General features: G+C 69.0%; 29 protein-coding genes. 18 read left to right on the top strand and 11 right to left on the bottom strand.

Annotation, left to right across the window (positions count from 1 at the left end; genetic code table 11):
• The first annotated feature begins 121 nt into the window (after positions 1-121).
• From PIB44_RS00745 to PIB44_RS00725, 5 genes are all read left to right on the top strand, one after another.
• The gene (locus tag PIB44_RS00745) at positions 122-1,156 is read left to right on the top strand and encodes an adenosine kinase (protein ID WP_278071014.1); all 1,035 of its coding nucleotides are present in this window, start codon (positions 122-124) and stop codon (positions 1,154-1,156) included.
• A gap of 69 nt (positions 1,157-1,225) precedes the next feature.
• Positions 1,226-1,945 carry a heme ABC transporter permease CcmC gene (gene ccmC / locus PIB44_RS00740; protein ID WP_278070094.1) on the top strand — a complete coding sequence of 240 codons (720 nt, stop codon included), beginning with the start codon at positions 1,226-1,228 and terminating at the stop codon, positions 1,943-1,945.
• A 12-nt stretch (positions 1,946-1,957) separates the two neighbouring features.
• Positions 1,958-2,110 (top strand): heme exporter protein CcmD, encoded by a 153-nt coding sequence (gene ccmD, locus PIB44_RS00735; protein ID WP_003166605.1) that lies wholly within the window; start codon positions 1,958-1,960, stop codon positions 2,108-2,110.
• The gene (locus PIB44_RS00730; protein WP_134581923.1) at positions 2,107-2,670 is read left to right on the top strand and encodes a DsbE family thiol:disulfide interchange protein; all 564 of its coding nucleotides are present in this window, start codon (positions 2,107-2,109) and stop codon (positions 2,668-2,670) included. The genes ccmD and PIB44_RS00730 overlap by 4 nt, the downstream gene beginning before the upstream one ends.
• Before the next feature lie 69 nt (positions 2,671-2,739).
• On the top strand, positions 2,740-2,970 hold the full coding sequence (locus PIB44_RS00725; protein ID WP_278070093.1) for a hypothetical protein: 231 nt from the start codon (positions 2,740-2,742) through the stop codon (positions 2,968-2,970).
• A gap of 153 nt (positions 2,971-3,123) precedes the next feature.
• Here PIB44_RS00725 and PIB44_RS00720 read toward each other — a convergent pair whose 3' ends face one another.
• From PIB44_RS00720 to ftsY, 3 genes are all read right to left on the bottom strand, one after another.
• Positions 3,124-3,780, bottom strand: a complete 657-nt coding sequence (locus tag PIB44_RS00720) for a MarR family winged helix-turn-helix transcriptional regulator (protein ID WP_278070092.1) — start codon at positions 3,778-3,780, stop codon at positions 3,124-3,126.
• A 343-nt stretch (positions 3,781-4,123) separates the two neighbouring features.
• Positions 4,124-4,768: an inner membrane-spanning protein YciB gene (locus tag PIB44_RS00715; RefSeq protein ID WP_025976387.1), complete on the bottom strand. Its 645-nt coding sequence runs from the start codon at positions 4,766-4,768 to the stop codon at positions 4,124-4,126.
• A 3-nt stretch (positions 4,769-4,771) separates the two neighbouring features.
• Positions 4,772-5,707 carry a signal recognition particle-docking protein FtsY gene (gene ftsY / locus PIB44_RS00710; protein ID WP_025976386.1) on the bottom strand — a complete coding sequence of 312 codons (936 nt, stop codon included), beginning with the start codon at positions 5,705-5,707 and terminating at the stop codon, positions 4,772-4,774.
• 192 nt (positions 5,708-5,899) lie between these two features.
• Between ftsY and PIB44_RS00705 the strand changes: the two genes are divergently transcribed.
• The 3 genes from PIB44_RS00705 (at position 5,900) to PIB44_RS00695 (ending at position 8,995) form a co-directional block, all read left to right on the top strand.
• Positions 5,900-7,945 (top strand): NAD(+) synthase, encoded by a 2,046-nt coding sequence (locus PIB44_RS00705; RefSeq protein ID WP_278070091.1) that lies wholly within the window; start codon positions 5,900-5,902, stop codon positions 7,943-7,945.
• A 157-nt stretch (positions 7,946-8,102) separates the two neighbouring features.
• Positions 8,103-8,708, top strand: a complete 606-nt coding sequence (locus tag PIB44_RS00700) for a DUF4168 domain-containing protein (RefSeq protein WP_278070090.1) — start codon at positions 8,103-8,105, stop codon at positions 8,706-8,708.
• Between the two features lie 62 nt (positions 8,709-8,770).
• Positions 8,771-8,995, top strand: a complete 225-nt coding sequence (locus PIB44_RS00695; protein WP_025976383.1) for an alkylphosphonate utilization protein — start codon at positions 8,771-8,773, stop codon at positions 8,993-8,995.
• A gap of 198 nt (positions 8,996-9,193) precedes the next feature.
• Here the strand turns inward: PIB44_RS00695 and PIB44_RS00690 are convergent, their stop codons facing one another.
• From PIB44_RS00690 to PIB44_RS00680, 3 genes are all read right to left on the bottom strand, one after another.
• Positions 9,194-10,087 (bottom strand): alpha/beta fold hydrolase, encoded by an 894-nt coding sequence (locus PIB44_RS00690; protein ID WP_278070089.1) that lies wholly within the window; start codon positions 10,085-10,087, stop codon positions 9,194-9,196.
• Positions 10,088-10,150: 63 nt separating this feature from the next.
• A complete protein-coding gene (locus PIB44_RS00685) occupies positions 10,151-10,657 on the bottom strand; it encodes a D-glycero-alpha-D-manno-heptose-1,7-bisphosphate 7-phosphatase (RefSeq protein WP_278070088.1) in 507 nt (168 codons plus the stop codon).
• Positions 10,658-10,665: 8 nt separating this feature from the next.
• The gene (locus PIB44_RS00680; RefSeq protein ID WP_278070087.1) at positions 10,666-11,775 is read right to left on the bottom strand and encodes an AGE family epimerase/isomerase; all 1,110 of its coding nucleotides are present in this window, start codon (positions 11,773-11,775) and stop codon (positions 10,666-10,668) included.
• 200 nt (positions 11,776-11,975) lie between these two features.
• Between PIB44_RS00680 and PIB44_RS00675 the strand changes: the two genes are divergently transcribed.
• Positions 11,976-13,136, top strand: coding sequence for a DegT/DnrJ/EryC1/StrS family aminotransferase (locus PIB44_RS00675; protein WP_278070086.1), 1,161 nt, complete (start codon positions 11,976-11,978; stop codon positions 13,134-13,136).
• Between the two features lie 5 nt (positions 13,137-13,141).
• Positions 13,142-14,080, top strand: coding sequence for a Gfo/Idh/MocA family protein (locus PIB44_RS00670; RefSeq protein WP_278070085.1), 939 nt, complete (start codon positions 13,142-13,144; stop codon positions 14,078-14,080).
• Here the strand turns inward: PIB44_RS00670 and PIB44_RS00665 are convergent.
• Together PIB44_RS00665 and PIB44_RS00660 are read right to left on the bottom strand one after the other, a co-directional pair.
• The gene (locus PIB44_RS00665; protein ID WP_278070084.1) at positions 14,077-14,544 is read right to left on the bottom strand and encodes a MaoC family dehydratase; all 468 of its coding nucleotides are present in this window, start codon (positions 14,542-14,544) and stop codon (positions 14,077-14,079) included. The two genes, PIB44_RS00670 and PIB44_RS00665, sit on opposite strands and share 4 nt — an antisense overlap.
• Before the next feature lie 65 nt (positions 14,545-14,609).
• Positions 14,610-15,584, bottom strand: coding sequence for a threonine ammonia-lyase (locus tag PIB44_RS00660; RefSeq protein ID WP_278070083.1), 975 nt, complete (start codon positions 15,582-15,584; stop codon positions 14,610-14,612).
• A gap of 44 nt (positions 15,585-15,628) precedes the next feature.
• Here PIB44_RS00660 and glpK point away from each other — a divergent pair, with 44 nt between their 5' ends.
• The 3 genes from glpK to PIB44_RS00645 all read left to right on the top strand — a co-directional run bounded on the left by glpK (position 15,629) and on the right by PIB44_RS00645 (position 18,557).
• On the top strand, positions 15,629-17,167 hold the full coding sequence (gene glpK / locus PIB44_RS00655) for a glycerol kinase GlpK (RefSeq protein ID WP_376787723.1): 1,539 nt from the start codon (positions 15,629-15,631) through the stop codon (positions 17,165-17,167).
• A gap of 96 nt (positions 17,168-17,263) precedes the next feature.
• The gene (locus PIB44_RS00650) at positions 17,264-17,740 is read left to right on the top strand and encodes an Rrf2 family transcriptional regulator (protein WP_024354298.1); all 477 of its coding nucleotides are present in this window, start codon (positions 17,264-17,266) and stop codon (positions 17,738-17,740) included.
• Between the two features lie 10 nt (positions 17,741-17,750).
• On the top strand, positions 17,751-18,557 hold the full coding sequence (locus PIB44_RS00645; RefSeq protein WP_278070082.1) for an SDR family NAD(P)-dependent oxidoreductase: 807 nt from the start codon (positions 17,751-17,753) through the stop codon (positions 18,555-18,557).
• A gap of 3 nt (positions 18,558-18,560) precedes the next feature.
• On the opposite strand, the gene PIB44_RS00640 is transcribed toward PIB44_RS00645, so the two are convergent.
• The gene (locus PIB44_RS00640) at positions 18,561-19,259 is read right to left on the bottom strand and encodes a MarC family protein (protein ID WP_025976373.1); all 699 of its coding nucleotides are present in this window, start codon (positions 19,257-19,259) and stop codon (positions 18,561-18,563) included.
• Between the two features lie 97 nt (positions 19,260-19,356).
• Here PIB44_RS00640 and pyrF point away from each other — a divergent pair, with 97 nt between their 5' ends.
• A complete protein-coding gene (gene pyrF, locus PIB44_RS00635) occupies positions 19,357-20,079 on the top strand; it encodes an orotidine-5'-phosphate decarboxylase (protein WP_278070081.1) in 723 nt (240 codons plus the stop codon).
• 83 nt (positions 20,080-20,162) lie between these two features.
• On the opposite strand, the gene PIB44_RS00630 is transcribed toward pyrF, so the two are convergent.
• Both PIB44_RS00630 and PIB44_RS00625 read right to left on the bottom strand, forming a co-directional pair.
• Positions 20,163-20,963 (bottom strand): hypothetical protein, encoded by an 801-nt coding sequence (locus tag PIB44_RS00630; protein WP_278070080.1) that lies wholly within the window; start codon positions 20,961-20,963, stop codon positions 20,163-20,165.
• Between the two features lie 258 nt (positions 20,964-21,221).
• The gene (locus PIB44_RS00625; RefSeq protein ID WP_134581909.1) at positions 21,222-21,464 is read right to left on the bottom strand and encodes a DUF1674 domain-containing protein; all 243 of its coding nucleotides are present in this window, start codon (positions 21,462-21,464) and stop codon (positions 21,222-21,224) included.
• Between the two features lie 97 nt (positions 21,465-21,561).
• Here PIB44_RS00625 and htpX point away from each other — a divergent pair, with 97 nt between their 5' ends.
• The 4 genes from htpX (at position 21,562) to nusA (ending at position 25,842) form a co-directional block, all read left to right on the top strand.
• Complete coding sequence (htpX, locus tag PIB44_RS00620) at positions 21,562-22,542, top strand: zinc metalloprotease HtpX (protein ID WP_134581908.1); 981 nt, start codon at positions 21,562-21,564, stop codon at positions 22,540-22,542.
• 57 nt (positions 22,543-22,599) lie between these two features.
• A complete protein-coding gene (gene trmB, locus PIB44_RS00615; RefSeq protein ID WP_134581907.1) occupies positions 22,600-23,331 on the top strand; it encodes a tRNA (guanosine(46)-N7)-methyltransferase TrmB in 732 nt (243 codons plus the stop codon).
• 151 nt (positions 23,332-23,482) lie between these two features.
• Positions 23,483-24,097: a ribosome maturation factor RimP gene (gene rimP / locus PIB44_RS00610; RefSeq protein ID WP_025976366.1), complete on the top strand. Its 615-nt coding sequence runs from the start codon at positions 23,483-23,485 to the stop codon at positions 24,095-24,097.
• Positions 24,097-25,842, top strand: coding sequence for a transcription termination factor NusA (nusA, locus tag PIB44_RS00605; RefSeq protein ID WP_278070079.1), 1,746 nt, complete (start codon positions 24,097-24,099; stop codon positions 25,840-25,842). The genes rimP and nusA overlap by 1 nt, the downstream gene beginning before the upstream one ends.
• Positions 25,843-25,857 lie beyond the last annotated feature (15 nt).

Below are 25,857 nucleotides of genomic sequence, written 5' to 3'. Positions count from 1 at the left end.
GCGGTGTGCAACAGGTCCATCGGCTTTAGGCCGCTGCCGGATCGGCGTGAAGGGCCGCTTTTCGCACGACGGCGGGGCCGGCGCTCTGGCGCGCGGCCGCCTGCCCCGCTATGGGGCGAAGATGACCCAGTCCCTGCCCGCCTTCGCCCAAAACGCCCGCTTCGACGTCTGCGCCCTGGGCAACGCCATCGTCGACGTCCTGGCGCCGTGCGAACCGGCCTTCCTGGAAGCCAAGGGCCTGGTCCCCGGCTCGATGCAGCTGGTCGACGAGGAACAGAGCGCGACCCTGTATGACGCCATGGCCGCCGGGGTCGAGGCCTCGGGCGGATCGGCGGGCAACACCGTGGCGGGCGTCGGCTCGTTCGGCGGGCGCGCCGCCTATATCGGCAAGGTGGCTAAGGACACGCTGGGCGAGGTCTTCAGCCACGACATCCGCGCCGTCGGCGTCCACTTCGACACTCCCGTGCTGGAAGACGGCGCAGGCAAGGGCTTCGGCACCGGCCGCTGCCTGATCAACGTCACGCCGGACGGCCAGCGCACCATGTGCACCTTCCTGGGGGCCGCCAACCAACTGACCACGGCGGACGTGGACGCGAGTGTGATCGGCGACAGCGCCATCGTCTATCTGGAAGGCTATCTGTTCGACCCGGCCCCGGCCCGCGCCGCCTTTGAGGCCGCCGCCGCCGCCGCCCATGCGGCGGGCCGCAAGGTCGCCATCACCCTGTCCGACAGCTTCGTCGTGCATCGCTGGCGCGCCGAGCTGCTGGAGTTCATCGAGACCTCGGCCGACATCGTCCTGGCCAATGAGGCCGAGCTGCACGCCCTGTTCGAGACCGAGGATTTCGACCACGCCGCCGCCCACCTGGGCCGCATCGCCGAGGTGGCGGCCGTGACGCGCGGCGCCGCCGGTTCGGTCCTGTTCCGCCGCGACGAGCGGGTCGAGGTCGCCGCCTATCCGGTCGAGAAGGTCGTCGACACCACGGGCGCCGGCGATCAGTACGCGGCGGGCGTGCTGCTGGGCCTGTCGCGCGGCCTGTCTCTGGCGCAGGCCGGGGCTCTGGGTTCGCTGGCCGCGTCGGAAGTCATCGCCCACTGGGGGCCGCGTCCGATGGTGGGGCTGAAAGACCTGGCGGCGCAGCACGGCCTGAGCCTCTAAGAGCCGCGACAAAGGGTCGAAGGCGCCGCCCGCTTGCCGTGGGGCGCTGGGGCGCGTAATCGGCGGCCCATGTTCGGCCTCGCCAATCCCGACCGCTTCATGCGCTTCACCGGCCCCCTGGTTCCGGTGTTGTGGATCTGCGCGCTTGGCCTGCTGCTGCTCGGGACGTGGTTCAGCTTCTCCGCGCCGGGCGACTATCAGCAGGGCGACACCGTCCGCATCATGTTCATCCACGTTCCGGCCGCCAGCCTGGGCCTGATGGCCTATGGCGCGCTGGGCGTGTCCAGCTTCTTCGCCCTTGTGTTCCGCCATCCGCTGGCCGACGCGGCGGCGCGGGCGGCCGCCGTGCCGGGTGCGGCCTTGACCGCCCTGGCCCTGGTCACCGGCGCCCTGTGGGGCCAGCCCATGTGGGGGACCTGGTGGGTGTGGGACGCGCGCCTGACCTCGGTGCTGGTGCTGTTCCTCTTCTACCTCGGCTACATGGCCCTGCGCGCCTCGATCGACGATGAGGCCAAGGCGGCGCGAGCGGCGGCGGTGCTGGGTCTGGTCGGCCTGATCAACCTGCCGATCGTCAAGTTTTCGGTCGACTGGTGGAACACCCTGCACCAGCCCGCGTCGCTGCTGCGCTCCGGCGGGACCAGCGTGGACCCGGTCTTCCTGCCCGCCCTGCTGACGATGATGGCGGCCTACGCCGTGCTGTTCGGGGCGATCTGGCTGACGTCGATCCGCACCGAGGTCCGTCGCCGTCGTGTTCTGACCCTTCGCGCCCGCGCGGCGCTGGAAGCCTGATGGAGTTGTCTCATGCTTGATCTGGACATGAGCCCCTACGGCGCCTTCGTCTGGCCCGCTTGGGGGATCAGCGCCGTGGTGCTGGCCGCCCTGTCAGCGCGCGCCCTGATCGCCGCCCGCCGTTGGAAGCGGGAGCTGGCGCGGCTGGAGGCGGCGCGCAAATGAAGCGCTGGCTGGCCCTGCTGCCCATCGTCGTTCTGGTCGCGCTGGGCGTCTTTCTGATGACGCAGATGGACCGGATGGCGGGCGACCCTGCCGCCGGGCCGACCTATCGTCCCGACGCGCTGGTCGGTCAGCTCATCCCCGAGACGACGGTCCTGCCCATCCTGTCGGACGGCAAGGCCAGCGACGACCTTCTGGACCTGAAGACGGCGGGCGTGGGCAAGCCGATGATCGTCAACGTCTTCGCCAGTTGGTGCGCGCCGTGCCGCCTGGAGCATCCGCAGCTGATGGAGCTGAAGGAGCAGGGGATCGCCGTGGTCGGCGTGGCCTATAAGGACGACCCCGTCGCCACCGACGCCTTCCTGGACGAGCTGGGCGACCCCTATCGTCTGGTGCTGGTCGACCGCGAGGGCCGGGCCGGGCTCGACCTGGGCGTCTCGGGCGTGCCCGAGAGCTTCGCCGTCGACGCCTATGGGACCATCGTCGCCAAGTCCTCGGGGCCGATCCTGACCGACGCCGATCTGAAGACGCTGACCGACGCCCTGAACACTCCAGCGCGTTGAGGCGACCGCCCGAAACAGGGTGAATTGCGCATTAACCATATCTAGACGAAGCGCGGGCATCCTCAGCCCATGTCCGCGATTTCGTCCGAGCGGCCGGCCTTTCCGCCCCAGGCGGGCGGCGCGGCCCACGCCCTGAGAACGGCCCAGTCGGCCTTCTTCCGTCAGGCCATGGGGCTGGCGGCGCCGATTGCGGCTGAGGAGACGGCGCGAGCGGGCGTTACGGCCACGGCCCAGGTCGAACAGACGGCGGCGCCCTCGCGCCTGCAACGCCCCGGCTCGCTGCTGGACATTCGGGTTTAGGGCGCGGGCAGAATTTGCCGCTCATCCCGGCGGACGCCGGGATCCAGTAAGATCCACGCGCTCTGCGGAAAAAAGTCGGCTGCTCGGCTAGGGCTGCAGTTGCCGCCAAAGCACTGGATCCCGGCGTCCGCCGGATGAGCGGAAAGGAAGAACTTAGACCTCAGCGGCGCCCTTGAGCGGGACCACGACGACATCGGCTGCATCGTCGGTCTGCGGCTCATCTGAAACGGCTTCGGTCGCGCCCTTCTTCTTCTTCCTGACCCGGTCGTCGCCCTTGCGGGCGGCCTTTTCCGCCTTCTTGGCTTCCTTGGCGGCTCTCTTCGCCGCCTTGACCTCGGCGCGGACTTGTTCGGGTGCGGCGTCGGCGGCGTCGGAGAGGCTGCAAAGCAGGTCCAGGAAACTGTCGCGCTTGGATTTGGGCAGCAGGCCCATGATCCGCTTGTCGGCGGCCTCGACGCGCGGGCGGGCGGCGATGAGGGCGGCCTCGCCCTCAGGCGACAGGCGAACGGCCTTGGCGCGCGCGTCCAGCGTCGAGCGTTCGCGCTCCAGCAGGCCCTTGGTCGTCATGCGCGCCACCAGATCCGCCAGGGTCGAGCGGTCGATCCCGGTCGCCTTGACCAGGTCGGTCTGCGTCAGGCCCGAGCGGGCGGCCACGGCCTCCAGCACGGCGAACTGGCGCTGGGTCAACCCGTCCGGCCCGGCTTCCTCGGCGTAGATGTCCAGCGCCAGCTGCAGCGCCCGGTGAATCAGGTGGCTCGGCGATTCCGCCAGCCCGCCCTTGATCTTCGCCTGCTTGCCCGACTTGATCATCGTCTTCGTTCCCGAACAGCCCGATACCGGCCGTGGCCGGATGATGCTGCGACAGCTAACAGTCTGGCTTAACGCTTTGACGACGCAAACGCTGACGGTTTGAAGACATTTAAGCAGGCCTACCGCGCTTCGCGCTGCTTGAGGCCTTTGTTGGTGGGCCTATCGGGCTTCGCCCTACTTGAGGCCCGGAAATGGATGATCGAATCCTGCTATGCCTCCGTCATCCTCGGGCTTGACCCGAGGATCGAGCCTAGCGGCGCGCTTTTGCGTTCCGACGTCGCGCAGGCGGACAATCCGATCCTCGGGTCAAGCCCGAGGATGACGGGAGAAGTGAGACCCAACCCTAAAGGCCCGTGTCGGGCGAGACGGGGCCCGGCTCCTCGTCCTTGGTCATGTTCTTCAGGATCAGCGGCACCTGCGACAGGCCGAAAATGGAGGCCGCGATCCACAGCACGCCGCGGAAGGCGGTCCAGACGCCGTTGGGATCGGGCGTCCCCAGGTTGAGCGCCGACCAGATGGCGGTGACGGCGGTCGGGCTGCGGAACACTTCGTTGGCGATGGCGACGGCCAGGAAGTAGAGGCCGTAGCGGAAGGTCAGTTTGCGCCACGCCTCGTCGGTCACCTTGATGGCCGAGCCCAGCAGGGCCTTGAACGGGTATTTCTTCAGCGGCAGCGAGCCGAGCAGGACGGCGGCCAGCAGACCGTTCTGCACCGTCAGCTTCAGCTTCACGAACAGGTCGTCGTCGGTGACGATGGTCAGGACGCCGAACACCAGGGCGAAGCCGCCGGTGATCAGGGGCATGGGCGCCAGGCGCCGCTCCAGCACGAAGCCGACGGCCAGGGCGATCATCGAGGCGATGACCAGCACCCACGTCGCCTTGATCATGTCGCGGGTGATGAAATAGGCGGCCATGAAGGCGACCAGGGCGCCGAAGTCGACGGCCTGCCGGATCCATTGCGGACGTTTGCTCTGAGTCGCTTCAGTCATGGATCAGTCCTCAAGCCCGACCAGCGATCGGGAAAACGCGCGGGCGTCGAAAGGTTGCAGGTCCTCGACCCCTTCGCCGACGCCGATCAGCTTGATCGGGGCGTCCGAGGCCTGGGCCACCGGCACCAGGACGCCGCCGCGCGCCGTGCCGTCCAGCTTGGTCATCACCACGCCCGAGACATAGGCGGTGCGGCCGAAAATCTTTTCCTGCTCCAGCGCGTTGCGGCCGACGGTGGCGTCCAGCACCAGCAGGGTTTCGTGCGGGGCGTCCGCATCGACCTTCTTCAGCACGCGCACGATTTTCAGCAGTTCGTCCATCAGGGTCGACTTGTTCTGCAGCCGCCCGGCGGTGTCGATCAGGACGACGTCGAAGCCTTCCGCCTTGGCTTTGGCGTATGCGTCGAAGGCCAGGCCGGCGGCGTCGGCGCCGTCGCGGCGGCTTTCGAAATGAGCGCCCGCGCGGTCGGCCCAGACCTTCAGCTGCTCGCGGGCGGCGGCGCGGAAGGTGTCGCCGGCGACGATCATCACCTTGGCGCCCTTGCCTGTCAGGTCCGAGGCGATCTTGCCCAGGGTCGTCGTCTTGCCCGAGCCGTTCACGCCGACGAACAGGACCACATAGGGCTTGGGCCCGCTGAGGGGATCGAACGTCGCCTGACGCGGCGTCAGTTCGGCCGCCACGGCCTCGGCCAAGGCTTCCTTGACCTCGCGCTCGTCAGAGGTCTTGCCGAAGCGCAGGGCGCGGAAGCGTTCGACGATGCGGGCCGAGGCGGCGGGGCCGAGATCGCTCTCGATCAGATGTTCCTCCAGCCGCTCCAGCGCCTCCTCCGAGAGGGGCTCCTTCACGAAGGTCGAGACGACCTGATCGGTCATCTGCTTGGAGGATCGGGACAGACCCGCGCTCAGCCGCTGAAACCAGCCTTTTTTGGGCGTATCGCTCATGGTGTGAGCCTTAGCCGACGGCGGTTCGCAGGTCACGAACTTCCCGCTGCCGCTCATCCCGGCGGACGCCGGGACCCAGTGCTTTGGCTTCGGGCCGCAACCCTATATTGATCGAACGGTCTTAGAGATCGGGCGCCGCGCTTGGCGGCTCTCACTGGATCCCGGCGTCCGCCGGGATGAGCGGATGGATTGATGGCCTCGAACAGTTCCTTCCACGCCCCCAGCCGCCACGGCTTCGTGCGCGTCGCCGCCGCCACGCCGGTGGTTCACATCGCCGACCCGGCCGCCAACGCCGAGGAGCATGAACGGCTGATCCGTCAGGCGGGCGAGAAGGGCGTGGACCTGCTGGTCTTCCCCGAACTGTCGCTGAGCGCCTACGCCATTGACGACCTGCACCTGCAGGCGGCCCTGCTGGAAGAGGTCGAGCGCCGGATCGCCCGTTTGGCGGCGGTCGCGGACGAGGCGGGCGTGACCGCCGTCATCGGCGCGCCGATCCGCAACGGCGACGCCCTGTTCAACTGCGCCGTGGTGCTGGGCGGGGGCGAGGTGCTGGGCGTGGTGCCGAAGACCTATCTGCCCAACTATCGCGAATACTACGAGAAGCGCTGGTTCGCGCCCGCCGCCAGCCGTAGCGAGGACGCTGTCGTCCTCAATGGCGAGCGTGTCGACTTCGCCCCGGGCCTGATCTTTGAGGCGACCAACCGGCCGGGCTTCGTCTTCGCCGTCGAGGTCTGCGAGGACTTCTGGGCGCCGCTGCCGCCGTCGACGCGGGCTGCGCTCGCAGGCGCGCGCATCCTGTGCAACCTGTCGGCCTCCAACATCGTCATCGGCAAGGCCGACGAGCGCGCCCTGCTGTGCGCCAGCCAGTCGGCGCGCACCCTGTCGGCCTATGTCTTCGCCGCCTCGGGCTGGGGTGAAAGCACCACCGATCTGGCGTGGGACGGTCAGGCGACCATCCATGAGCTGGGCGCGCGGCTGGCCGAGGGCGAGCGGTTCGCGATGCATAGCCATCTGACGATCGCCGATGTGGACGTGGACCGCATCGGTCTGGACCGCTTACGCAACGGCACCTTCGCCGACTGCGCCCGGATCGAGGGCGAGGCCGCGACGGTGGTTCCGTTCGAGGCGGGGGAGGGGCCGGCCGACGCACTGATCCGCCCGCTGGACCGCTTCCCCTTCGTGCCGGACGATGCGGCGCGGCTGGATCAGGACTGCTTCGAGGCCTTCAACATCCAGGTCCAGGGGCTGATGCGGCGGATGACGGCGACGGGGTCCAAGACCCTGGTGATCGGCGTCTCGGGTGGGCTGGATTCGACCCAAGCCCTGCTGGTCGCCTGTCGCGCCTTTGACCGGCTCGAGCTGCCGCGCACGGGCATTCTGGCCTTCACCATGCCCGGTTTCGCCACGTCCGAGGGGACCAAGTCCAACGCCTGGAAGTTGATGACGGCGCTGGGCGTGACGGGCGCCGAGATCGACATCCGGCCCGCCGCCGAACAGATGCTGCGCGACATCGGCCATGCCTTCTCGAACGGCGAGCCGGTGCACGACATCACCTTTGAGAACGTGCAGGCGGGCCTGCGCACCGACTATCTGTTCCGGCTGGCCAATCAGAACCACGGCTTCGTTCTGGGCACCGGGGACCTGTCGGAGTTGGCGCTGGGGTGGTGCACCTATGGCGTCGGCGACCACATGAGCCACTACAACGTCAACGGCGGGGTGGCGAAGACCCTGATCCAGCACCTGATCCGTTGGGTGGCCGAGCGTGGTCTGGTGGGCGAGGCCGCGACGCGGACCCTGCACGCCATTCTGGCTACCGAGATCTCGCCGGAGCTGGTGCCAGCGGGCGCCGACGGGGCGATCCAGTCGACGCAGAGCATCGTCGGTCCCTACGCGCTGAACGACTTCTTCCTGTTCTACATCAGCCGCTTCGGCTTCAAGCCGTCTAAGGTCGCCTTCCTGGCGCATCAGGCCTGGGGCGACGCGGCGACGGGACGCTGGCCGGTCGGCCTGCCGCAGGGCGAGCGGGTCGCCTATGACCTGCCGACCATCAAGGGCTGGCTGCGCAAGTTCCTGGTCCGCTTCTTCCAGACCAGCCAGTTCAAGCGCTCGGCCGTGCCGAACGGTCCCAAGGTGGTCACCGGCGGGTCGCTGTCGCCGCGCGGCGACTGGCGCGCGCCGTCGGATTCCTCGGCGCGGGTTTGGCTGGACGAACTGGACGCCAATACGCCTGAGGGTTGAAAGCGCCGTTTCGGGGTTTACCCGCCGGCATCACGCGGGTTAGCGTTTCGACCTCCCCGCCCTCTGTGAGACTGACATAGCCCGGTCGTGCGGGAGAGCCCGGACCTGTCCGGGTCAGCCTAGGGGCTGAGCGTTCGGGACTGGAGAAGGATACGCCATGCGTTTTGCAACGGCCGCCGCCCCGACCGCCATTCTGGCCGCCCTGTTTCTGACCTCCGCGCCCGCTCTGGCGCAGGACGCCGCTGAACCGGCGCCCGCCGCCGCGCCCGCGCCCGCGGGCGAGCCCACCGACGCCGAACTGGTCCAGTTCGCCGCCGCCATGAAGACGGTCTCGAGCGTGGCCGCCTCCGTCCAGAACGGAACGCCCACCGAGGAGCAACAAGCCCAGATGGCCGCCGCCGTGCAGAACTCGGGCCTGGCCGTCGAGCGCTTCAACGCCATCTCGGCCGCCGTCTCGGCGGATCCGGTCCTGCAGGCGCGCGCCGCCGTGGCTGGCGCCGCTCCGTCCGCGCCTGGCTCGGTAGGCGCTGGCGTGACGGACGCCGAAATCCGTCAGTTCGCCGCCGCCATGGCTGAAATCTCTGGCATCGCCCGCGCCCTGAACGGAGCCCAGCCCAATGAGGAGCAGCAGGCTCAGATGGCCGCCGCCATCCAGAACTCGGGTCTCGAGATCGAGCGCTTCAACACCATTTCCGCCGCCACGGCTCAGGATGAGCAGCTTCAGGCGCGCATCGCCCTTGCCCAGGCGCGGCAGGGCGAATAGGCCATAGGGGACGGGCCGTCGCGGAAGCGGCGGCCTTCTCTCTATTGCAGGCAGGACTGATCATGAGCGACGACGTCACCAAGGACTCCAACGGCAACATCCTGTCCGACGGCGACAGCGTGACCCTGATCAAGGATCTGAAGGTCAAGGGCTCGGGCGGGGTGACGCTGAAGCGCGGCACGATGGTCAAGAACATCCGCCTGACCGGCGATCCCGATGAAATCGAAGCCAACGTCGAAAAGGTGCGCGGCCTGGTCCTGCGCACGGAGTTCGTCAAGAAGGCTTGATTTAAGAGGCCTACCGCGCATTCGCGCTACTTGAGGCTCGTTGTAAGCGGGCCTATCGCGCTTTGCGCTACTTGAGGCCCGAGAGCTCGTGACCCCGTCGTCCCGGAAGCCCGCAGGGCTATCCGGGACCGCCGGGAGCCCGGAGTTTCAACAGCTGGCGGCAGCGCCTCGGGCGGTCCCGGCTGACGGAAGGCAGGATCAGCCCACCCCCGCCAGAAACTCGAAGATGGCCGCCCGCGCCTCGGGTTCGTCCAGCATGGGGGCGTGGCCCACGCCGGGGATCTCGGCGTAGGCGAGGCTGGGCGCGGCCTTCTTCATCTTATCGACGATGGCGGGGCTGAGCAGGTCCGAGGTTCCGCCGCGCACCAGCAGGGTCGGCTTTTTGCGCGCCAGAGCCCGGAACGATGGCCACAGGTTGGGGACCAGGGCCTTGGACCCGGCCGCCTTGAACGGCGCTGCGATGTCGGGATCGTAGTCCAGCACCGGCGCGCCTTCGGTCCCCTCGCGGAAGATTCGGCGCGAGAATGCGGCCCAGTCCGCATCCGTATAATCGGGAAAGGCCGCCTCATTGATGCGTCGGGCGTAGGCTGCAGCGTCGTCCCAGCTGTCGATCACGACCGGCTGGCCGGTATAGGCGGCGATGCGGACCAGGCCCTCGGCGGCGACTTCGGGGCCGACGTCGTTCAGGATGGCGGCGGCGATGGCTTTGGGCTTCAGCGCCGTCAGCGCCATGGTGATCAGCCCGCCCATCGAGGTGCCGAGGAAGACCGCCTTCTCGATCCCCGTCTGCTCCATCAGGGCGACGACGTCCTTGGCGTAGACGTCCGGCGTGTAGGTCATGGGGTCGGGCGCCCGGTCCGACCGGCCGCGCCCACGCACGTCGACGGCCAGGACGCGGCGCCCGCTGTGCGCGATCAGCCCGGCGATGACGCCGAAATCGGCGCTGTTGCGCGTCAGGCCGTGGATGGCGATGACCGGCAGGCGCGCCGGACCCTCGGCCGGGGCGTAGTCGCGGGCGTAGAGGCTGAGGCCGTCGGGCGAAGTCCAGCGGCGCTCGACATAGCGGTCGGCCAACGGGGTGGTCATCGACATGGGGCGTCTCCGAACAGTCAATCTACGGCGGACGACGTTAATTCATCGGATGCGGAATAGCGATCAGCCGGGCAGCAGATCGCGCACGAATTGATCCAGGTCGCCCTCGGTGAAGTGATGGCCCGCTACGCCCGCGCGCCGCGCTGCCTCCATGTCCGACGGCTGGTCGCCGATCATCAGCGAGCGGGACAGGTCCAGATCATATTCGGCCGCAGCCCTCAGCAACATGCCCGGATTGGGTTTGCGGTCGGGATGGTGCGGGTGGCGATAGCGCTCATCCGCCGCCTCGGAGTGAAAGGGACAGGCGTAGACGGCGTCGATGCGCCCGCCGCCCTCGGCGAGCCGCTGGATCAGCTGGCGGTTGAACTCATGCATGGTCTCTTCGCTGAACATGCCGCGCGCCACGCCGGACTGGTTGGTGACGATGACGGCGACATAGCCCGCGTCGTTCAGCCGCTTCACCGCCTCGGCGGCGCCGGGGATCAGCACCAGCTGGTCGGGCCGGTGCGGATAGCCGCTGTCGACGATCAGCACGCCGTCGCGATCCAGAAAGGCTCCTGGACGTTTCATGGGTCGGCTCATGATGGCTCCGTCAGCAGGGCCGAGAAGGCCGTCATCAGATGATAGAAGGTCGAGGCGGGGACGGCCGCGTCCTGCGCCCGGCCGTCGGCGTCAAAGGCGTCGAACCACAGGCCGGCGCGCGGCGTCGCCAGGTGCGTTTCGAACAGGCGGTCGACCAGACGGGCCGCTCGTTCCTGATCGCCGCGCAGATGCAGGGCCCGCAGCAGTTCGGTCTGGGCCCACAGGCGCACGCCGGCGTCGCGGACCTGGCCGATCCGATCGATCTCGCGCACGGCCAGACCATCGGCGCGAACCCCGCAGGTCAGGGCGCTGGTGTAAAGCGCGCGCGCCGCTGCGCCGTGATCGGGCAGGCCCAGGCGCGCCGCCTCGCTCAGCAGCCAGACCCATTCCATGTGATGGCCCGGCTCGATGCACTGGCCTTCGGACCCCGGGCGCACGCTCCAGTCGCGCCCATAGAACTCGCCCAGCATCAGGTGTTCGCGGTCGAAGAAGCGCCGGTTGAACAGGTCCAGCACAGACCGGGCCGCCGTCTCGAACGCAGGATCAGGCGCGGTCGCCTGCCAGGCCAGCAAGGCCTCCAGCATGTGCATGTGCGGGTTCTGGCGGCGCGGTAGAACGGGCGGCAGCGCCTCCTGCCAGCCGCCGTATTCCGGGTCGGCCATCTGCGCCTCGATGGCGGCCAGGGTCGCCAGCGCCAGAGGCCGCGCCCGTTTGTCCTTCAGCACCCGATGCGCGCCCGCAAGAGCGAACAGGACGAAGGCCAGGTCATACAGGTCCGGCGTGGCGTCGATGACCGCGCCCGCATCGTCCGTGGCGCGCACCCACAGGCCGTCGTCGCGCCGGGCGCCGTCGATCAGGGCGTCCAGTCCGGCGCGGGCGATGGCCTCGCCCTCGCTCCAGCCCAGCGCCGACGCCTCGGTGAAGACATGAATCTGGCGCGCCTGAACCCGTGTGCGCCGCGGAACGCCGGTGACGGCCCGCCCGTCGAAATCCACCTTCTCAAAGAAACGTCCGTCGGCGTCGACCCCGGCTCGCGCCCACAGCGGCAGGGCCTGGCCGAACAGCCAGTCGCGAACCTGTTCCTTGGCGGCGGGGTCGAAGCGCATGATCCCGGATTAGGCGGCGCCCATGGCTTTGCCAAGCGGCCCTTTCGTTGCATCGCGCAACGCGAAGTGACCCCGGAGGGTTTGTTCAGCACCCCGCCGCTTTGGTAGGACGCAGCCTGACACAGACGACCCGCCTTCGCGTCCGCGCCCCGGAAGACGATCCCCCGCCGCGCCGGCCCTATCGAGAGAGCGACATCGCAATGACCATTCCCTTCATCGACCTCCAGGCCCAGCGCCTTCGCCTCGCCGGCAAGATCGAGGCCGCCGTCCAGGAGGCCGTGGTCGGCGGCGCCTGGGTCATGGGCCCGCAGGTGCGCCAGTTCGAGGCCGACCTGGCCGCCTTCGGCAAGGCCAAGCACGCCCTGGGCTGCGCCAACGGCACCGACGCCCTGGCCCTGCCGCTGATGGCCTGGGGGATCGGGCGGGGCGATGCGGTCTTTGTCCCCAGCTTCACCTTCGCCGCCACCGCCGAGGTCGTGCCCTGGTTCGACGCCGAGCCGGTCTTCGTCGACGTGGACGAGAACACCTACAACATGGATCCGGCCGCCCTGGAGCGCGCCATCGAGGGCATCAAGGCCGAGGGCCGCCTGACGCCGCGCGTGGTCATCGCCGTCGACCTGTTCGGCCAGCCGGCCGACTATCCGGCCATCAAGGCGATCTGCGACAAATATGATCTGAAACTGATCTCGGACTCGGCCCAGGGGTTCGGCTGCACGATCGACGGCGCGCACCCGCTGAAATGGGCCGACGTGACCACCACCAGCTTCTTCCCGGCCAAGCCGCTGGGCTGCTACGGCGACGGCGGGGCGGTGCTGACGAATGACGACGACCTGGCCCAGCTGATGGATTCCATCCGCGTCCACGGCAAGGCGGTCGGCGTCGACCTGAAGGACCGGACCTTCGACCACGACCCCAAATACCTGAACATGCGCATCGGCCTGAACAGCCGCCTGGACACCATCCAGGCCGCCGTCCTGATCGAGAAGCTGAAGGTCTTCGGCCAGGAGATCGAGTGGCGCAACGCCGCCGCCGCCCGCTACAACGAGGGCCTGCGCCCGCACGTCGCCAAGGTTCCGGACGTCCCGGCGGGCAATGTCTCCAACTGGGCGCAGTACACGGTCGAGCATCCCGACCGCGACGCCCTGGCCGCGCACCTGAAGGCCGAAGGCGTGCCGACGGCGGTCTATTATCCGATCCCGCTGCACGTGCAGCCCGCCTATGAGCATTTCCCGCGCGGCGTCGGGGGCCTGCCCGTCACCGAGCGGCTGAAGGACGTGGTCATCAGCCTGCCGATGCACTCGGACCTCGACGCACAGACGCAGGACCGCATCATCGCCGCCGTCGCCAGCTTCAAGGCCTGATCCGCATGACCATCCACCAGACCCCCCTCAAGATCGGCGTCGCCGGCGCCGGCGTCATGGGTCGCAACCACGCCCGCGTCCTGGCCGAGTTGCGCGACGTCGAACTGACGACGGTGTTCGATCCCGACGCCGTGACGGCCGAGGGCGTGGCCGCCGCCTATGGCGCGACCGCCGTGACGACGGCCGAGGCCTTCGTCGCCGCCGGCCTGGACGCCGCCGTCATCGCCACCCCGAACCGCTATCACGCCGAACTGGGCGTGGCCCTGCTGAACGCCGGCGTCCACGTGCTGGTCGAAAAGCCCATCGCCGCCACCGTGGCCGACGCCCAGGCCATGATCGACGCGGCCAAGGCCAACAGCCGCGTGCTGATGGTCGGCCACGTCGAGCGCTTCAACCCGGCGGTCGAGACGGTCAAGCGCGCCATCGACGGCGACGAGATCATCTCCATCCAGATCACCCGCGTCGGCCCCTTCCCGCCGCGCATGGGCGAGGTGGGGGTGGTCATCGACCTGGCGGTGCACGACATCGACATCATCCGTCACCTGACGGGCTCGGAGATGACCGAGGTCCAGTCCCTGCTGGGCCACGCCCACGCCTCGCGCGAGGATTCGGCCCTGCTGCAGTTCCGCATGGAAAATGGGGTGATCGCCCACATCACCACCAACTGGGTCACGCCCTACAAGACCCGCGTGCTGCAGGTGGCGACCAAGAACCGCTTCATCGTCGCCGATCTGATCACCCGCCAGGTGACCGAGTATTTCGGCCAGCAGCCGGACGGCTCCTACTCGACGCGGATGCTGAATTCCTGGCCCGCCGAACCGCTCAAGAAGGAGCACGAGGCCTTCCTCCACGCCATCCGCACCGGCGAGACGGCGGCGGTTTCGGGCGAGGACGGCCTGCGCAATCTGGAGGTGGCGCTGAGGTGTCTGGGGGAAAAGGCCTAGGACTTCACCACATGCATGGTCAGCCATTCGGCGATCAGGGCGGGCTTGTCGCCGCCGTCGATCTCGATGGTCAGTTCGTGCTTCAGCAGCCAACGCGTCATGCCGTCCTGGGCGCCCTTGTCTTCCGCTGACAGCAGTTTGAAGCGGCCGCGCACGCGCGATCCCGACGGCGCCGGGGCGAGAAAGCGCAGGCGGTCGAAGCCGTAATTGACCGACATGACCAGATCATCCAGCGGGGCGACGGCCTCCATGCTCATGGCCGAGGCGAGGCTGAGGGTCAGAAAGCCATGCGCGATGGTCCCGCCAAAGGGGGTCGCCTTGGCGCGTTCGGGATCGACGTGGATGAACTGCTCGTCCTCGGTCAGGCTAGCGAAGGCGTCGATGCGCGCCTGATCCAGGTCGAACCAGCGGCTGACGCCGACGTCCTGATCGATCATGGATTGAAGTTCGCTGGCCTTGGTCATGGATGACGCTCCCCTTAGAGACGGGCGTCAGCTTAGCCGCTATCTTCCCGCCCGCGCCAGCGAGGTCATCCCTCGAACCGCCCCTCGATGACGGCGCTGAACAGGCCGGGGTCGACGTTGCCGCCGGACAGGACGACGCCGGTGGTCAGGCCCTCGCCCGCGACCTTGCCTGACAGAAGGGCGGCCAGGGACACGGCGCCGCCCGGTTCGATGACCAGCTTCAGCCAGCGGAAGGCGAAGCGCATGGCCTCGGCGACCTCGGCGTCGGTGACGGTCGCCGCGCCCGACAGGCGTTGGTTGATGGGGAAGGTCAGTTCGCCCGGCATGGGCGCCATCAGGGCGTCGCAGATCGACGGCGCGCCCTCGGGATGGCCGACGCGCATCCCGGCCGCCAGCGAGCGGCGAGTGTCGTCGAAGGCTTCCGGCTCGACCACGATGACGCGGGTGTCCGGGCTCTGTTCGGCCATGACCAGATTGATGCCGGCGATCAGCCCGCCGCCCGAGGCGCCGCACAGCAGCTGGTCCATCGGCGCGCCCCCTTGCTCCAGCATCTCCAGCCCGACGGTGCCCTGCCCCTCGATGACGAAGGGATCGTCGAACGGCGGGACGAGGACGCAGCCGCGTTCCGCCGCGATCTCGGTGCCGATGGCCTCGCGGCTCTCGGTCCAGCGGTCGTAGAAGCGCACCTCGCCGCCAAAGGCGCGCACCCCCTCGACCTTCACCGCCGGGCTGTCGGACGGCATGACGATCAGGGCGCGGGTCCCGACGGCCTTGGCGGCGGCCGCGACCCCTTGGGCGTGGTTGCCCGAGGAATAGGCGACGACGCCGCGCGTCTTCTCTTCGTCGGTCAGTCGGCTGATGCGGTTATAGGCCCCGCGGAACTTGAAGGCGCCCGCGACCTGAAGCGTCTCCGCCTTCAGCAGCACCCGCCCGCCGACGGCCTCGTTCAGGGCCGGATGCTCGATCAGCGGCGTGCGAACGGCGGCGGGGGCGATCTGGCGGGCGGCGTCGACGACGCCTTCGATGCTGGGCGTATGCATGGTTCCCTCTTACGCGCGGACGCGCGCTCTGCATAAGTGCCATCATGCATGCGAACATGATCCTCGCCATCGACCAGGGCACGACCTCGACGCGGGCGATCGCGTTTGAAGTGTCACAGCCTCAAGTAGGGCAAGGCCCGATAGGCGCAAAGAAAGACGGCGCGTTCAGCGCCGTCGCCGTCAGCCAGATCGAGCTGGCGCAGCATTTTCCGCACTCCGGCTGGGTCGAGCATGACGCGGCCGAGATCTGGCGCGCGACGCTTCAGACCTGTCGCGAAGTCGTCAGGAAGGCGGGCGGCGTCGGCCGTTTCGCCGCCATCGGCATCACCAACCAGCGCGAAACCTCGGTGCTCTGGGACGCGGCGACGGGCGAGCCCTTGCATCGCGCCATCGTCTGGCAGGACCGGCGCACGGCCGAGGCGACGGGCAAGCTGGCGGCGGCAGGGCATGAGGCGATGGTCCAGGCGGCGACCGGCCTGATCCTCGATCCCTATTTCTCGGCCTCGAAATACGCCTGGTTGCTGGACGCCGTGCCCGGCGCGCGCGAGCGGGCGGCGCGGGGCGAGGTCAAGCTGGGCACCATCGACGCCTGGCTGATCTGGAAGCTGACGGGCGGCAAGAGCCACGTCACCGACGCCACCAACGCCAGCCGCACCAGCCTGATGGACCTGACGACGCGCGCCTGGCGCCCGGACCTGTGCGCCCTGTTCGGCGTGCCGCTCGGGGCCCTGCCCGAGATCAGGGACTGCGACGCCCTGTTGGGCCAGACCGATCCGGCTCTGTTCGGGTGGGCGTTGCCGATCCACGGCGCGGCGGGGGACCAGCAGGCGGCTCTGGTCGGCCACGGGGCGCTGAAGCCGGGCGACGCCAAGATCACCTATGGCACCGGCGCCTTCCTGGTCGCCAATGTCGGCGCGGCGCCGGTGGCCTCGACCTCGCGGCTGCTCGGCACGCTAGGCTACGCGGCCGGCGGCGAGGCGGCCTATGCGCTGGAGGGGTCCATCTTCTCGGCTGGCTCGGCGATCCAGTGGCTGCGCGACGGGCTGAGGGTGCTGTCGGACTCGCGCCAGTCCGAGGCCGTGGCCCAGTCGCTGAAGGACAACGGCGGGGTCTATCTGGTTCCTGGCTTTACTGGTCTGGGCGCGCCGTGGTGGGAGCCGGAGGCGCGCGGCACCATCGTCGGTCTGACGCGCGACAGCGGCCCGGCGCATATGGTCCGCGCGGCGCTGGAGAGCCTGGCCTACCAGACCCGCGACCTGCTGGACGCCCTGAAGAAGGACGGCGCGCCGCCGCTGAAACGGCTCAAGGTCGACGGCGGCGTCACCGCCAACGCCTTCGCCATGCAGTTCGTCGCCGATATCTGCGAGGTCGAGGTCGAGCGCCCGGCCTTTCAGGAAATGACGGCTATGGGGGCGGCGCGGCTGGCGGCCTATGGGGTGGGCCTGACGTCCGCGCTGTGGACCGCGCCTGTTGAGTCGCCCGCCGTCTGGACGCCGCGCATGGAGCCAGCGGAAAGAGCGCGTCTGCTGACAGGATGGCGCGCTGCCGTGCGGGCGGCCGTCGCGGCGGCGCGACCCGAGTAGGCGGGCGGCGGTCGCCATTTGGAACAGTTATTATTGCAGATCGATTTGTGAAACGGGTGCGGAAGGCCTACCTATCGGTCTGGAGCATGAACACTGATGTCTGACAGCCAACGTTTTCCCGTCGCCGCCCACGCCCTGGCCTATCTGGCCCACAAGGGCGCCTATGCGGCGACCGAGGCCGAGCCGAGCGCCGTCCTGGCCGCCTCGGTGCCGACCAATCCGGTGGTGATCCGCCGGGTGACCGCCCTGCTGGCCAAGGCGGGGCTGATCGCAACGCGTCCGGGCGCCTCTGGCGGGTCGTGGCTGCTGCGGCGCCCTGAGACCATCTGTCTGGACGAGGTGCTGCGGGCGGTGAACGGTTGCGCCCATCTGGGCTCTCCGCCTGCAGGGGCCAAGGGCTGCCCGATCGGCGAACATATTCCGCGTCAGGTCGCCAAGGCTCTGACGGCGGCGGATCAGGCGGCGGGCGCGGCCCTGTCGAAGATCACCATCGCCGACCTGCTGGAAGAAGATCCTGAGGTGTTGCGCGCCTTCGCGCCGCATCCGTCCTGTCCCAACGCCGACGCAGCCTGACGGGCCGTCCGTGGGGGAGGGGCGCCGCACCATTCTGATCACCGGCGCCTCGGCGGGCATAGGGGCGGCGCTGGCCCGCGTCTGCGCCGGGCGCGGATACGACCTGATCCTGACCGCCCGTCGCGAAGGGCCGCTGCAGAGCCTGGCCGAGGAACTGGGCGCTGCGTACAGCGTCGCGATCGCCGTCCTTCCTGCTGATCTGGCTGACCCTGACGCGCCTGGCCGTCTGGTCGAGACGATCGCGGCGCGGGGCCTGGCCGTCGACGGCCTGATCAACAACGCAGGCTTCAGCCGCACCACCGGCTTTCTGAGCACCGACCCGGCCGACCACGCCGCCATGATCCGCGTCATGCTGAGCGCGCCGGTCGAACTGTCGCGTGTGCTGCTGCCGGGCATGGCCGCGCGCGGCTGGGGCCGGGTGCTGAACGTCGCCTCCCTGGCCGGGCAGATGCCCGCGACCGGCGGCGACACCCTTTACGGCCCGATCAAGAGCTTCCTGATCAAAGCGTCGCAAGGGTTGTGGCTGGAGATGCAGGGGACGGGCGTGCACGTCACCGCCCTGTGCCCCGGCTACACCTATACCGAGTTCCACGACGTCAACGGCTCGCGCGAGCAGGTCTCGGCCGCCTATCCGAAATGGATGTGGATGGACGCCGATCGCGTCGCGCGCATCGGCTGGGACGCGGTCGAGGCGAACCGCCCGCGCGTGACGCCGGGCGTGATGAACAATGTGCTGGCGGCCCTGGGCGGAATGCTGCCCGACACGATGGCGCTGAAGATGGTCGGCGGCCACGCCAGGCGGCTGGACCGCCTCTAGCGGCTACTGGCCGCCCGCCGGATAGGGGGCGGTGACGCCGGCGCTGAACATGCCCGGCAGAGCCTCGCCCAGACCCATCAGAATGAACTGGATCGCCAGGGCGCACAGGATCAGGCCCAGCACCCGCACCACAATGGCCATGCCCACGTCGCCGAGGATGCGGCTGATCGGCCCCGTGGCCGAGAAGCACAGGAAGGTGACCACGCAGGCGGCGATCATGGCGACCAGGGAGGAGACGGTGCCGACCAGGCCCAGCTTGGCCGCCTCGCCGGCGTTGATGATCACCGCCGAGATGGCGCCGGGCCCGATCATCAGCGGAATGGCGAAGGGCACGATCAGCCGCTTGAAGCGGCGCTTGGCGTAGCCGCGCACGTCCTTGGCGTCGGTCGCGGCGTCGGCGTCGGCGAAGATGGCGAGGAAGTCCTCGCGCGCCATGTCCAGACCGAGCAACAGCAGCAGGATGCCGCCTGCGATGCGGAAGGCCGCCAGCGAAATGCCGAAGAACTGCAGCAGGCCCAGGCCGGTGAAGAAGAAGAAGCCGAGGAAGACCACGGCGAACAGGCAGATCATGGCCGAGACGCTGATCCGCTGACGCAGGGAGGCGCCCGCCGTGGCCGCCGCGAAGATCGGCACATTGCCGATGGGGTCCAGCAGGGCGAACAGCGCCACGAACAGGTTGACCCCCAGATCGACCGCGTTCATTGCTCCATCCCGCCCTTAAAACCCGCCGCGCGACCGCGACTCCTTGCCCCACCTATCGGGGCATCCGCGCGCGCCTGCAAGCCGCCGAGAGCTGGAAATGTCCGCAGACCGACCCAATCGTCCTTTCGATCCGCGCGTGATCTGCGCCCTGGACGTGCCGACGACCGATGAGGCGCGGGCTCTGGTCGAGCGGATCGGCGATGCGGTCGGCTTTTACAAGGTGGGGCTTCAGCTGTTCGCCTCGGACGGCATGGCGCTGGCGCGCGAGTTGAAGGCGTCCGGCGCCCAGGTGTTCCTCGACTGGAAGCTGCACGATATCGGCGCGACGGTGGAGAAGGCGACGGCGGCGCTGGCTAATGCGGGCTGCGACCTGCTGACGGTCCACGCCCGGCCGCAGGTGATGGCGGCGGCGGCGCGCGGCGCGGCGGGCTCGGACCTGAAGATCTTGGGCGTGACCGTCCTGACCAGCCTGACCGACGACGATCTGAGGGCGGACGATCACAGCCTGTCGGCCGCCGAACTGGTGGAGCTGCGGGTGCGCCAGGCGCTGGAGGCGGGCGTCCACGGCGTCGTCTCCAGCCCGCACGAGGCGGGGCGGGCGCGGCGGATTGCGGTCGAGGCCGGCAGCGAGGACTTCTTGATCGTCACCCCGGGCGTGCGGCCTGCCGGCGCAGCCATGGACGATCAGGCGCGCGCGGCGACCCCCGCCAGCGCCCTGCAATCGGGAGCGACCCATCTGGTCATCGGCCGTCCGATCACCGCCGTCGCCGATCCGCGCGCGGCGGCTCAGGCGATTACGCAGGAGATTGCGCTGGTCTGATGGTTAGAGGACTGATCCCGAAGGGGATCGTGCTTCACGTGAAACAGAAAGGGCGGCGTCCGCAGACGCCGCCTTTTTCGTGATCAGCCGCGCTCGCCGCGTTCCTGGCGGTAGGGCCGCTCGGTCGGCGACGGCGGAGACGGCGGGGCGGGCGGCACGGCGTAGTAGCCCTGATCGAAGTTCACGACCGGCGGGGCCGTCTCGACGCGCGGCGGTTCGACATAGACGTCGGGCCGGGCCACTTCGACCTGGGCCGGGGCGACGCGCACGTCAGCGGCGGCGACATGGACCGGCGGCGGGGCGACGTGGACGCGGGCCGGTTCGACGTAGACCGGGGCCGGCTGCACATAGATCGGCGGCGACTCCACATAGACGGGCGGCTGCGAAACATAGACGGGCGGCTGGCTGACGTAGATCGGCTCGGAACGGTAGGGCTGCGGGGCGGCGTAGGCGCCCTGGTGATGGCCCTGGTGGTAATAGCCTTGCTGTGGATGGCCGCCGCTGTATTGGCCGCCGTAGCCGCCATAGCCATAGCGCGCCCACGGATAGCGGCCGTAGCCGTCGACCGGATAGCCGAAGGGCATGGAGCGGGTGACGCCGGAATAGCCATAGCCGCCCTGCTGGATCGGCGGTTGCGACGGAGCGACCACGACGGGCGGCCGCACCCCGGCGCCGCCGTAGCCGTACCCATAGCCGTACCTCTCGACGGGGCCGTAGCCGCCCTGCCAGCCGGTGTCGCTGTACCAGGTCTGGGCGCGGCTCTGAACCACGGGACCGCGGGCGTAGCCTGCGGCGGCGTTATAGCGGGCGCCGGCCTGATGGGCCTCGGCGGCGCCGGCGATCAGCATCGCCGCGCCGGCGGCGGCGTAGAATAGAGCCTTCATGGCTGCGCTCCTTGTTTCGGCCGCAAAGGTTAATGCGGATCTCGTCGGAGCGTTCATTATTCTCCCGTCAAGGGAACCAGCGCGGGTTGGGGCAGCCGCAGACTGGGCGACAGCGCGGTCGCCGACTCAAGCAGCAAGCGCGCCCTCGTCGCGAAAGATGGCGTCTTAAGTCAGCTCAAGCAGCGAGCCGCCGTGCGGCGAGCGGTAGCGCACTAAAAAACTCAAGCAGCGAGCCGCCGTGCGGCGAGCGGCAGCGCCCTAAAAGTCCACCGCGAGGCCCTTCTTCTCCCAATCGCCGAAGCGGGTCGGCTCGGGCCCTTTGCGGCCGCCGACTTCGTTGGGCAAGGCGGCGTCGTCTTCCGCGGCGCGGCGTTCGGCCGCTTCCAGCAGGGCGCGGCGCGCGGCCTCGCTTAGCGGGCGTTCCGGCGTGGCGTGGGGCACGTCGGCGTTGAAGACGTCCTCGGCAGAGGTTTCGGTCGGGGGGGTGGGCTGTTCGGTCACAGGTCGCCTGCCTTGAGAGCGGGGATACTGGGGCTCAAATAGACGTTCCGGCCGAACACGCCACCCCTGAAGCCCGTTAGCTCGCTCGAACGCTCGCATGAACCACCTGAAGACATTCGCCCTGCTGGCCGTGATGACCGCCCTGTTCATGGGGATCGGCTATCTGATCGGCGGCGCCACGGGCATGGCGATCGCCCTGGCCGTGGCGGCGGGAATGAACCTGTTCAGCTACTGGAACGCCGACAAGATCGTCCTGAAGATGTACCGCGCCCAGCCGGTGGACGAGACCCACCCCAACGCCGTGGTGCGCGCCTATGTCGCCGATGTGAAGCAGATGGCGCAGGACGCCGGCCTGCCCCTGCCCAACATCACCATCATTCCGAACGATCAGCCCAACGCCTTCGCCACGGGGCGCAACCCTCAGAACGCGGCGGTGGCTGCGACGACGGGGCTGCTGGACATGCTGACGCGCGAAGAGATCCGCGGGGTGATGGCGCACGAACTGGCCCATGTGAAGAACCGCGACACCCTGACCATGACGGTCACGGCGACGGTGGCGGGCGCCATCGCCATGCTGGCCAACTTCGCCATGTTCTTCGGCGGCGGGGACGACCGCGAGCGCCCCGGCGGGATGATCGGGACCATCGCCCTGATGTTGCTGGCGCCGATGGCGGCGGGTCTGGTGCAGATGGCCATCAGCCGCGCGCGCGAATACGAGGCCGACCGCGTCGGCGCCGAGATCGCCAACGACCCCCAGGCCCTGGCCTCGGCCCTGCAGAAGATCGAGGCCTATGCGCGCGGCGCAGTGAACGCCCCGGCCGAGCGCAATCCGGCCACGGCCCATATGTTCATCATCAACCCGCTGAACGGCAAGGGGGCGGACAATCTGTTCTCGACCCACCCGGCCACCGGCAACCGCGTCCGCGCCCTGATGGAGCTGGGGGCGAAGATGGGCATGAGGACGCGCCCGGCGGCGGCCTTCGTGGCGCCTTCGCCCTCCGCCGCGCCGATCCGCGGGACCAGCGTGCCCACGACCGATGACGGTCGTGCATCGCCGCCGCGCGGCCCGTGGGGCTGAACCTTCCGCACCGAGGGGGCTTTGCGTGCGCGGGCATTAGCCGCTAGAGCGCGCGCCATGACCGACGAGACCGATCCCAAGCCGTCCGACGCGGACCGTCCCGAATGGGCCAAGGCGCATGGCCCGCTGCGCTCCTTCGGGCGCATCAAGTCGCGGCCGATCAAGGCGAAGCAGGCGGCCCTGTTCGACACCCTGATGCCGCGCATCGCCGTGCCGGACCCGGCCAAGGGGCTGATCGACCCCCTGGCCCTGATGCCAGGCGCGAAGGCGGCGTGGCTGGAGATCGGCTTCGGCGGCGGCGAGCACCTGGCGGCCCAGGCGGCGCGTCATCCCGAGGCGGTGATGATCGGCTGCGAGCCCTTCCTGAACGGCGTCGCCTCGGCCCTGAGGCATGTCGAGGAAGGCGGGCTTCAGAATGTCCGCCTGCACGCCGACGACGCCCGCGCGGTGATGACGGCCCTGCCGGACGCCTCGCTGGACCGGGTGATGATCCTGTTTCCCGACCCCTGGCACAAGGCGCGCCACAACAAGCGCCGCTTTCTGCAGGACGAGACGGCGGTGGAGATCGCCCGCCTGCTGAAGCCCGGCGGCAAGGTGCGCTTCGTCACCGACTGGCTGGACTACGCCGACTGGGCGCTGGAGCGGCTGGCGCGCACGCCGGGCCTGACGCGCCTCGAGACGGGCGCCGACTGGTTCGCCGCGCCCGAAGACCACGTCGTGACCCGCTATGAGGAAAAGAAGCTCGGCGACACCGATCCGATTTTCCTGGAGTTCGTGAAGCAGGCCTGACGACGGGTCTTAGCGGCAATGCCACGGCGGGGGCTGACACGGCCCCCGCTTTGGCCTATATGACCGCTCACATCGTTAGACCGACGTCCAACGGCGTCGTTTCAAGCGGCGGCCCGGATGGACCGTCGCTTTTGTTTTCTGGAGTAGCCGTTTGCGGGCCAAGACCGCCGAAGACCGTGCTCTGCTTGAGCTGATCGACCCCGTGGCCGAGAGCCTGGGGCTGGCGGTCGTGCGCGTGCGCCTGATGGGCGGGACGCTGCGTCGTCGTCTGCAGATCATGGCCGAGCGCCAGGCGGACCATGACATCTCGGTCGAGGAGTGCGCCCGCCTGTCGCGCGCCGTGTCCGAGGTGCTGGACGCCGCCGATCCGATCGCGGGCGAATACCTGCTGGAAGTCTCTTCGCCCGGCATCGACCGGCCGCTGACCCGCCTGATCGATTTCAGCCTGTTCGAGGGCTATGAGGCCCGCCTCGAGACCGACCGCATGGTCGAGGGCCGCAAGCGCTTCAAAGGCATTGTCGCCGGGACCGAGGGCGAGAACGTCGCCATCGACCTGGACGGCGAGGACGAGACCGCCTTGATCCCCTTCGCCTGGCTGGCTGACGCCAAGCTGGTGCTGACCGATGAACTGCTGAAGCGCGGCGCCGCCTTGCGCGCGGCGCGCGGCGAACCCGAAGACGACGGCCTGCCCCAAGATACGTCTGAGGGCGCGCCCGACGCTGAAAACTCCGACTCCACTCAAGACTCCACCAAGGACGACGCCTGATGGCCGTGACCGGAATCTCCGCCAACCGCCTGGAACTGCTCTCCATCGCCGACGCCGTCGCGCGCGAGAAGAGCATCGACCGGGAAATCGTCATCGACGCGATCGAGGAGGCGATCCAGAAGGGCGCCAAGTCGCGTTATGGCGCGCACCACGACATCCGCGCCAAGATCGACCACAAGACCGGCGAGCTGACCCTGACGCGTCACGTCACCATCGTCGCCGACGACTGGCAGCCTGAAGACGAGCTGGAAGAGTTCAACGACAGCGCCATGGTGCGCCTGCGCGACGCCGTGAAGCGCGACGCCGAAGCCGAGGTCGGCAAGGAATACGTCGAGGTCCTGCCGCCGTTCGAGTTCGGCCGCGTCCAGACGCAGATGGCCCGCCAGGTCGTGACCGGAAAGGTCCGCGAGGCCGAGCGCGCCAACCAGTACGAAGAGTTCAAGGACCGCGTCGGCGAGATCGTCAACGGCACGGTCAAGCGCGTCGAATACGGCAACACCATCGTCGACCTGGGTCGTGGCGAAGGCATCATGCGCCGCGACCAGTCGATCCCGCGCGAGGTGTTCAACATCGGCGACCGCGTGCGCACCTACATCTATGACGTGCGCCCGGAGGCCAAGGGCCCGCAGGTCATGCTGTCGCGCGCCCACCCCGGCTTCATGGCCAAGCTGTTCGCTCAGGAAGTGCCGGAAGTCTATGACGGCGTGATCGAGATCCGCGCCGCCGCCCGCGACGCCGGTTCGCGCGCCAAGATGGCCGTGCTGTCGAACGACAGCTCGATCGATCCGGTCGGCGCCTGCGTGGGCATGCGCGGCTCGCGCGTGCAGGCGGTCGTGGCCGAACTGCAGGGCGAGAAGATCGACATCATTCCGTGGGTCGACGACGAGCCGACCTTCATCGTCAACGCCCTGGCCCCGGCCGAAGTGGCCAAGGTGGTGCTGGACGAAGAGGCCGACCGCGTCGAGGTTGTGGTGCCGGACGAACAGCTGTCGCTGGCCATCGGCCGTCGCGGCCAGAACGTGCGCCTGGCCTCGCAGCTGACCGGCTGGCAGATCGACATCATCACCGAGTCTCAAGACAGCGAGCGTCGCCAGCGCGAGTTCGCCGAGCGGACCACCCTGTTCCAGGAAGCCCTGGACGTGGACGAGACGATCGCCCAGCTGCTGGTCACCGAAGGCTTCGCCACGGTCGAGGACCTGGCCTTTGTCGAGCCTTACGAAATCGCGGAGATCGAAGGCTTCGACGAGGACACCGCCGAAGAACTGCAGACCCGCGCTCGCGAGCACCTGGATCGTCTGGCGGCCGAGCTGGACGCCAAGCGCGTGGCTCTGGGCGTCGAAGACGGCGTGCTTGAGGTTCCGGGCGTGACCGCCGCCATCGCCGTCGCGCTGGGCGAAGGCGGAGTGAAGACGGTCGAGGATCTGGCCGATCTGGCCACCGACGAAATCCGCGGCGGCTACGAAGTGCGCGGCGGCGAGCGGGTCAAGGTCGCCGGCGTGCTGGAAAGCTTCAACCTGAGCCAGGAAGACGCCGAAATGCTGATCCTGCAGGCGCGCGTGGCCGCCGGCTGGATCGACGCTTCGGAACTGCCCCAGCCTGAGTACGTCGAGGAAGAGACGTTCGAGGGCGAGTTCGATGGCGACCTCGACGGCGAGGGCGAAGACGCCCCGGCCGCCGACGCGAGCGACGACGGCGAGGCGCAAGCCGCCGCCGTCGACCTCGACGACCAGTCCCGCGACATGTGATGGGAGCCGCAGCTG

Origin of the sequence: Brevundimonas sanguinis, from assembly GCF_029636725.1 — a bacterium.
GTDB classification, from domain to species: Bacteria; Pseudomonadota; Alphaproteobacteria; order Caulobacterales; family Caulobacteraceae; genus Brevundimonas; species Brevundimonas sanguinis.
Note: the sequence above shows the minus strand (reverse complement) of the source record. Positions and strands in the feature narration are given on the sequence as shown.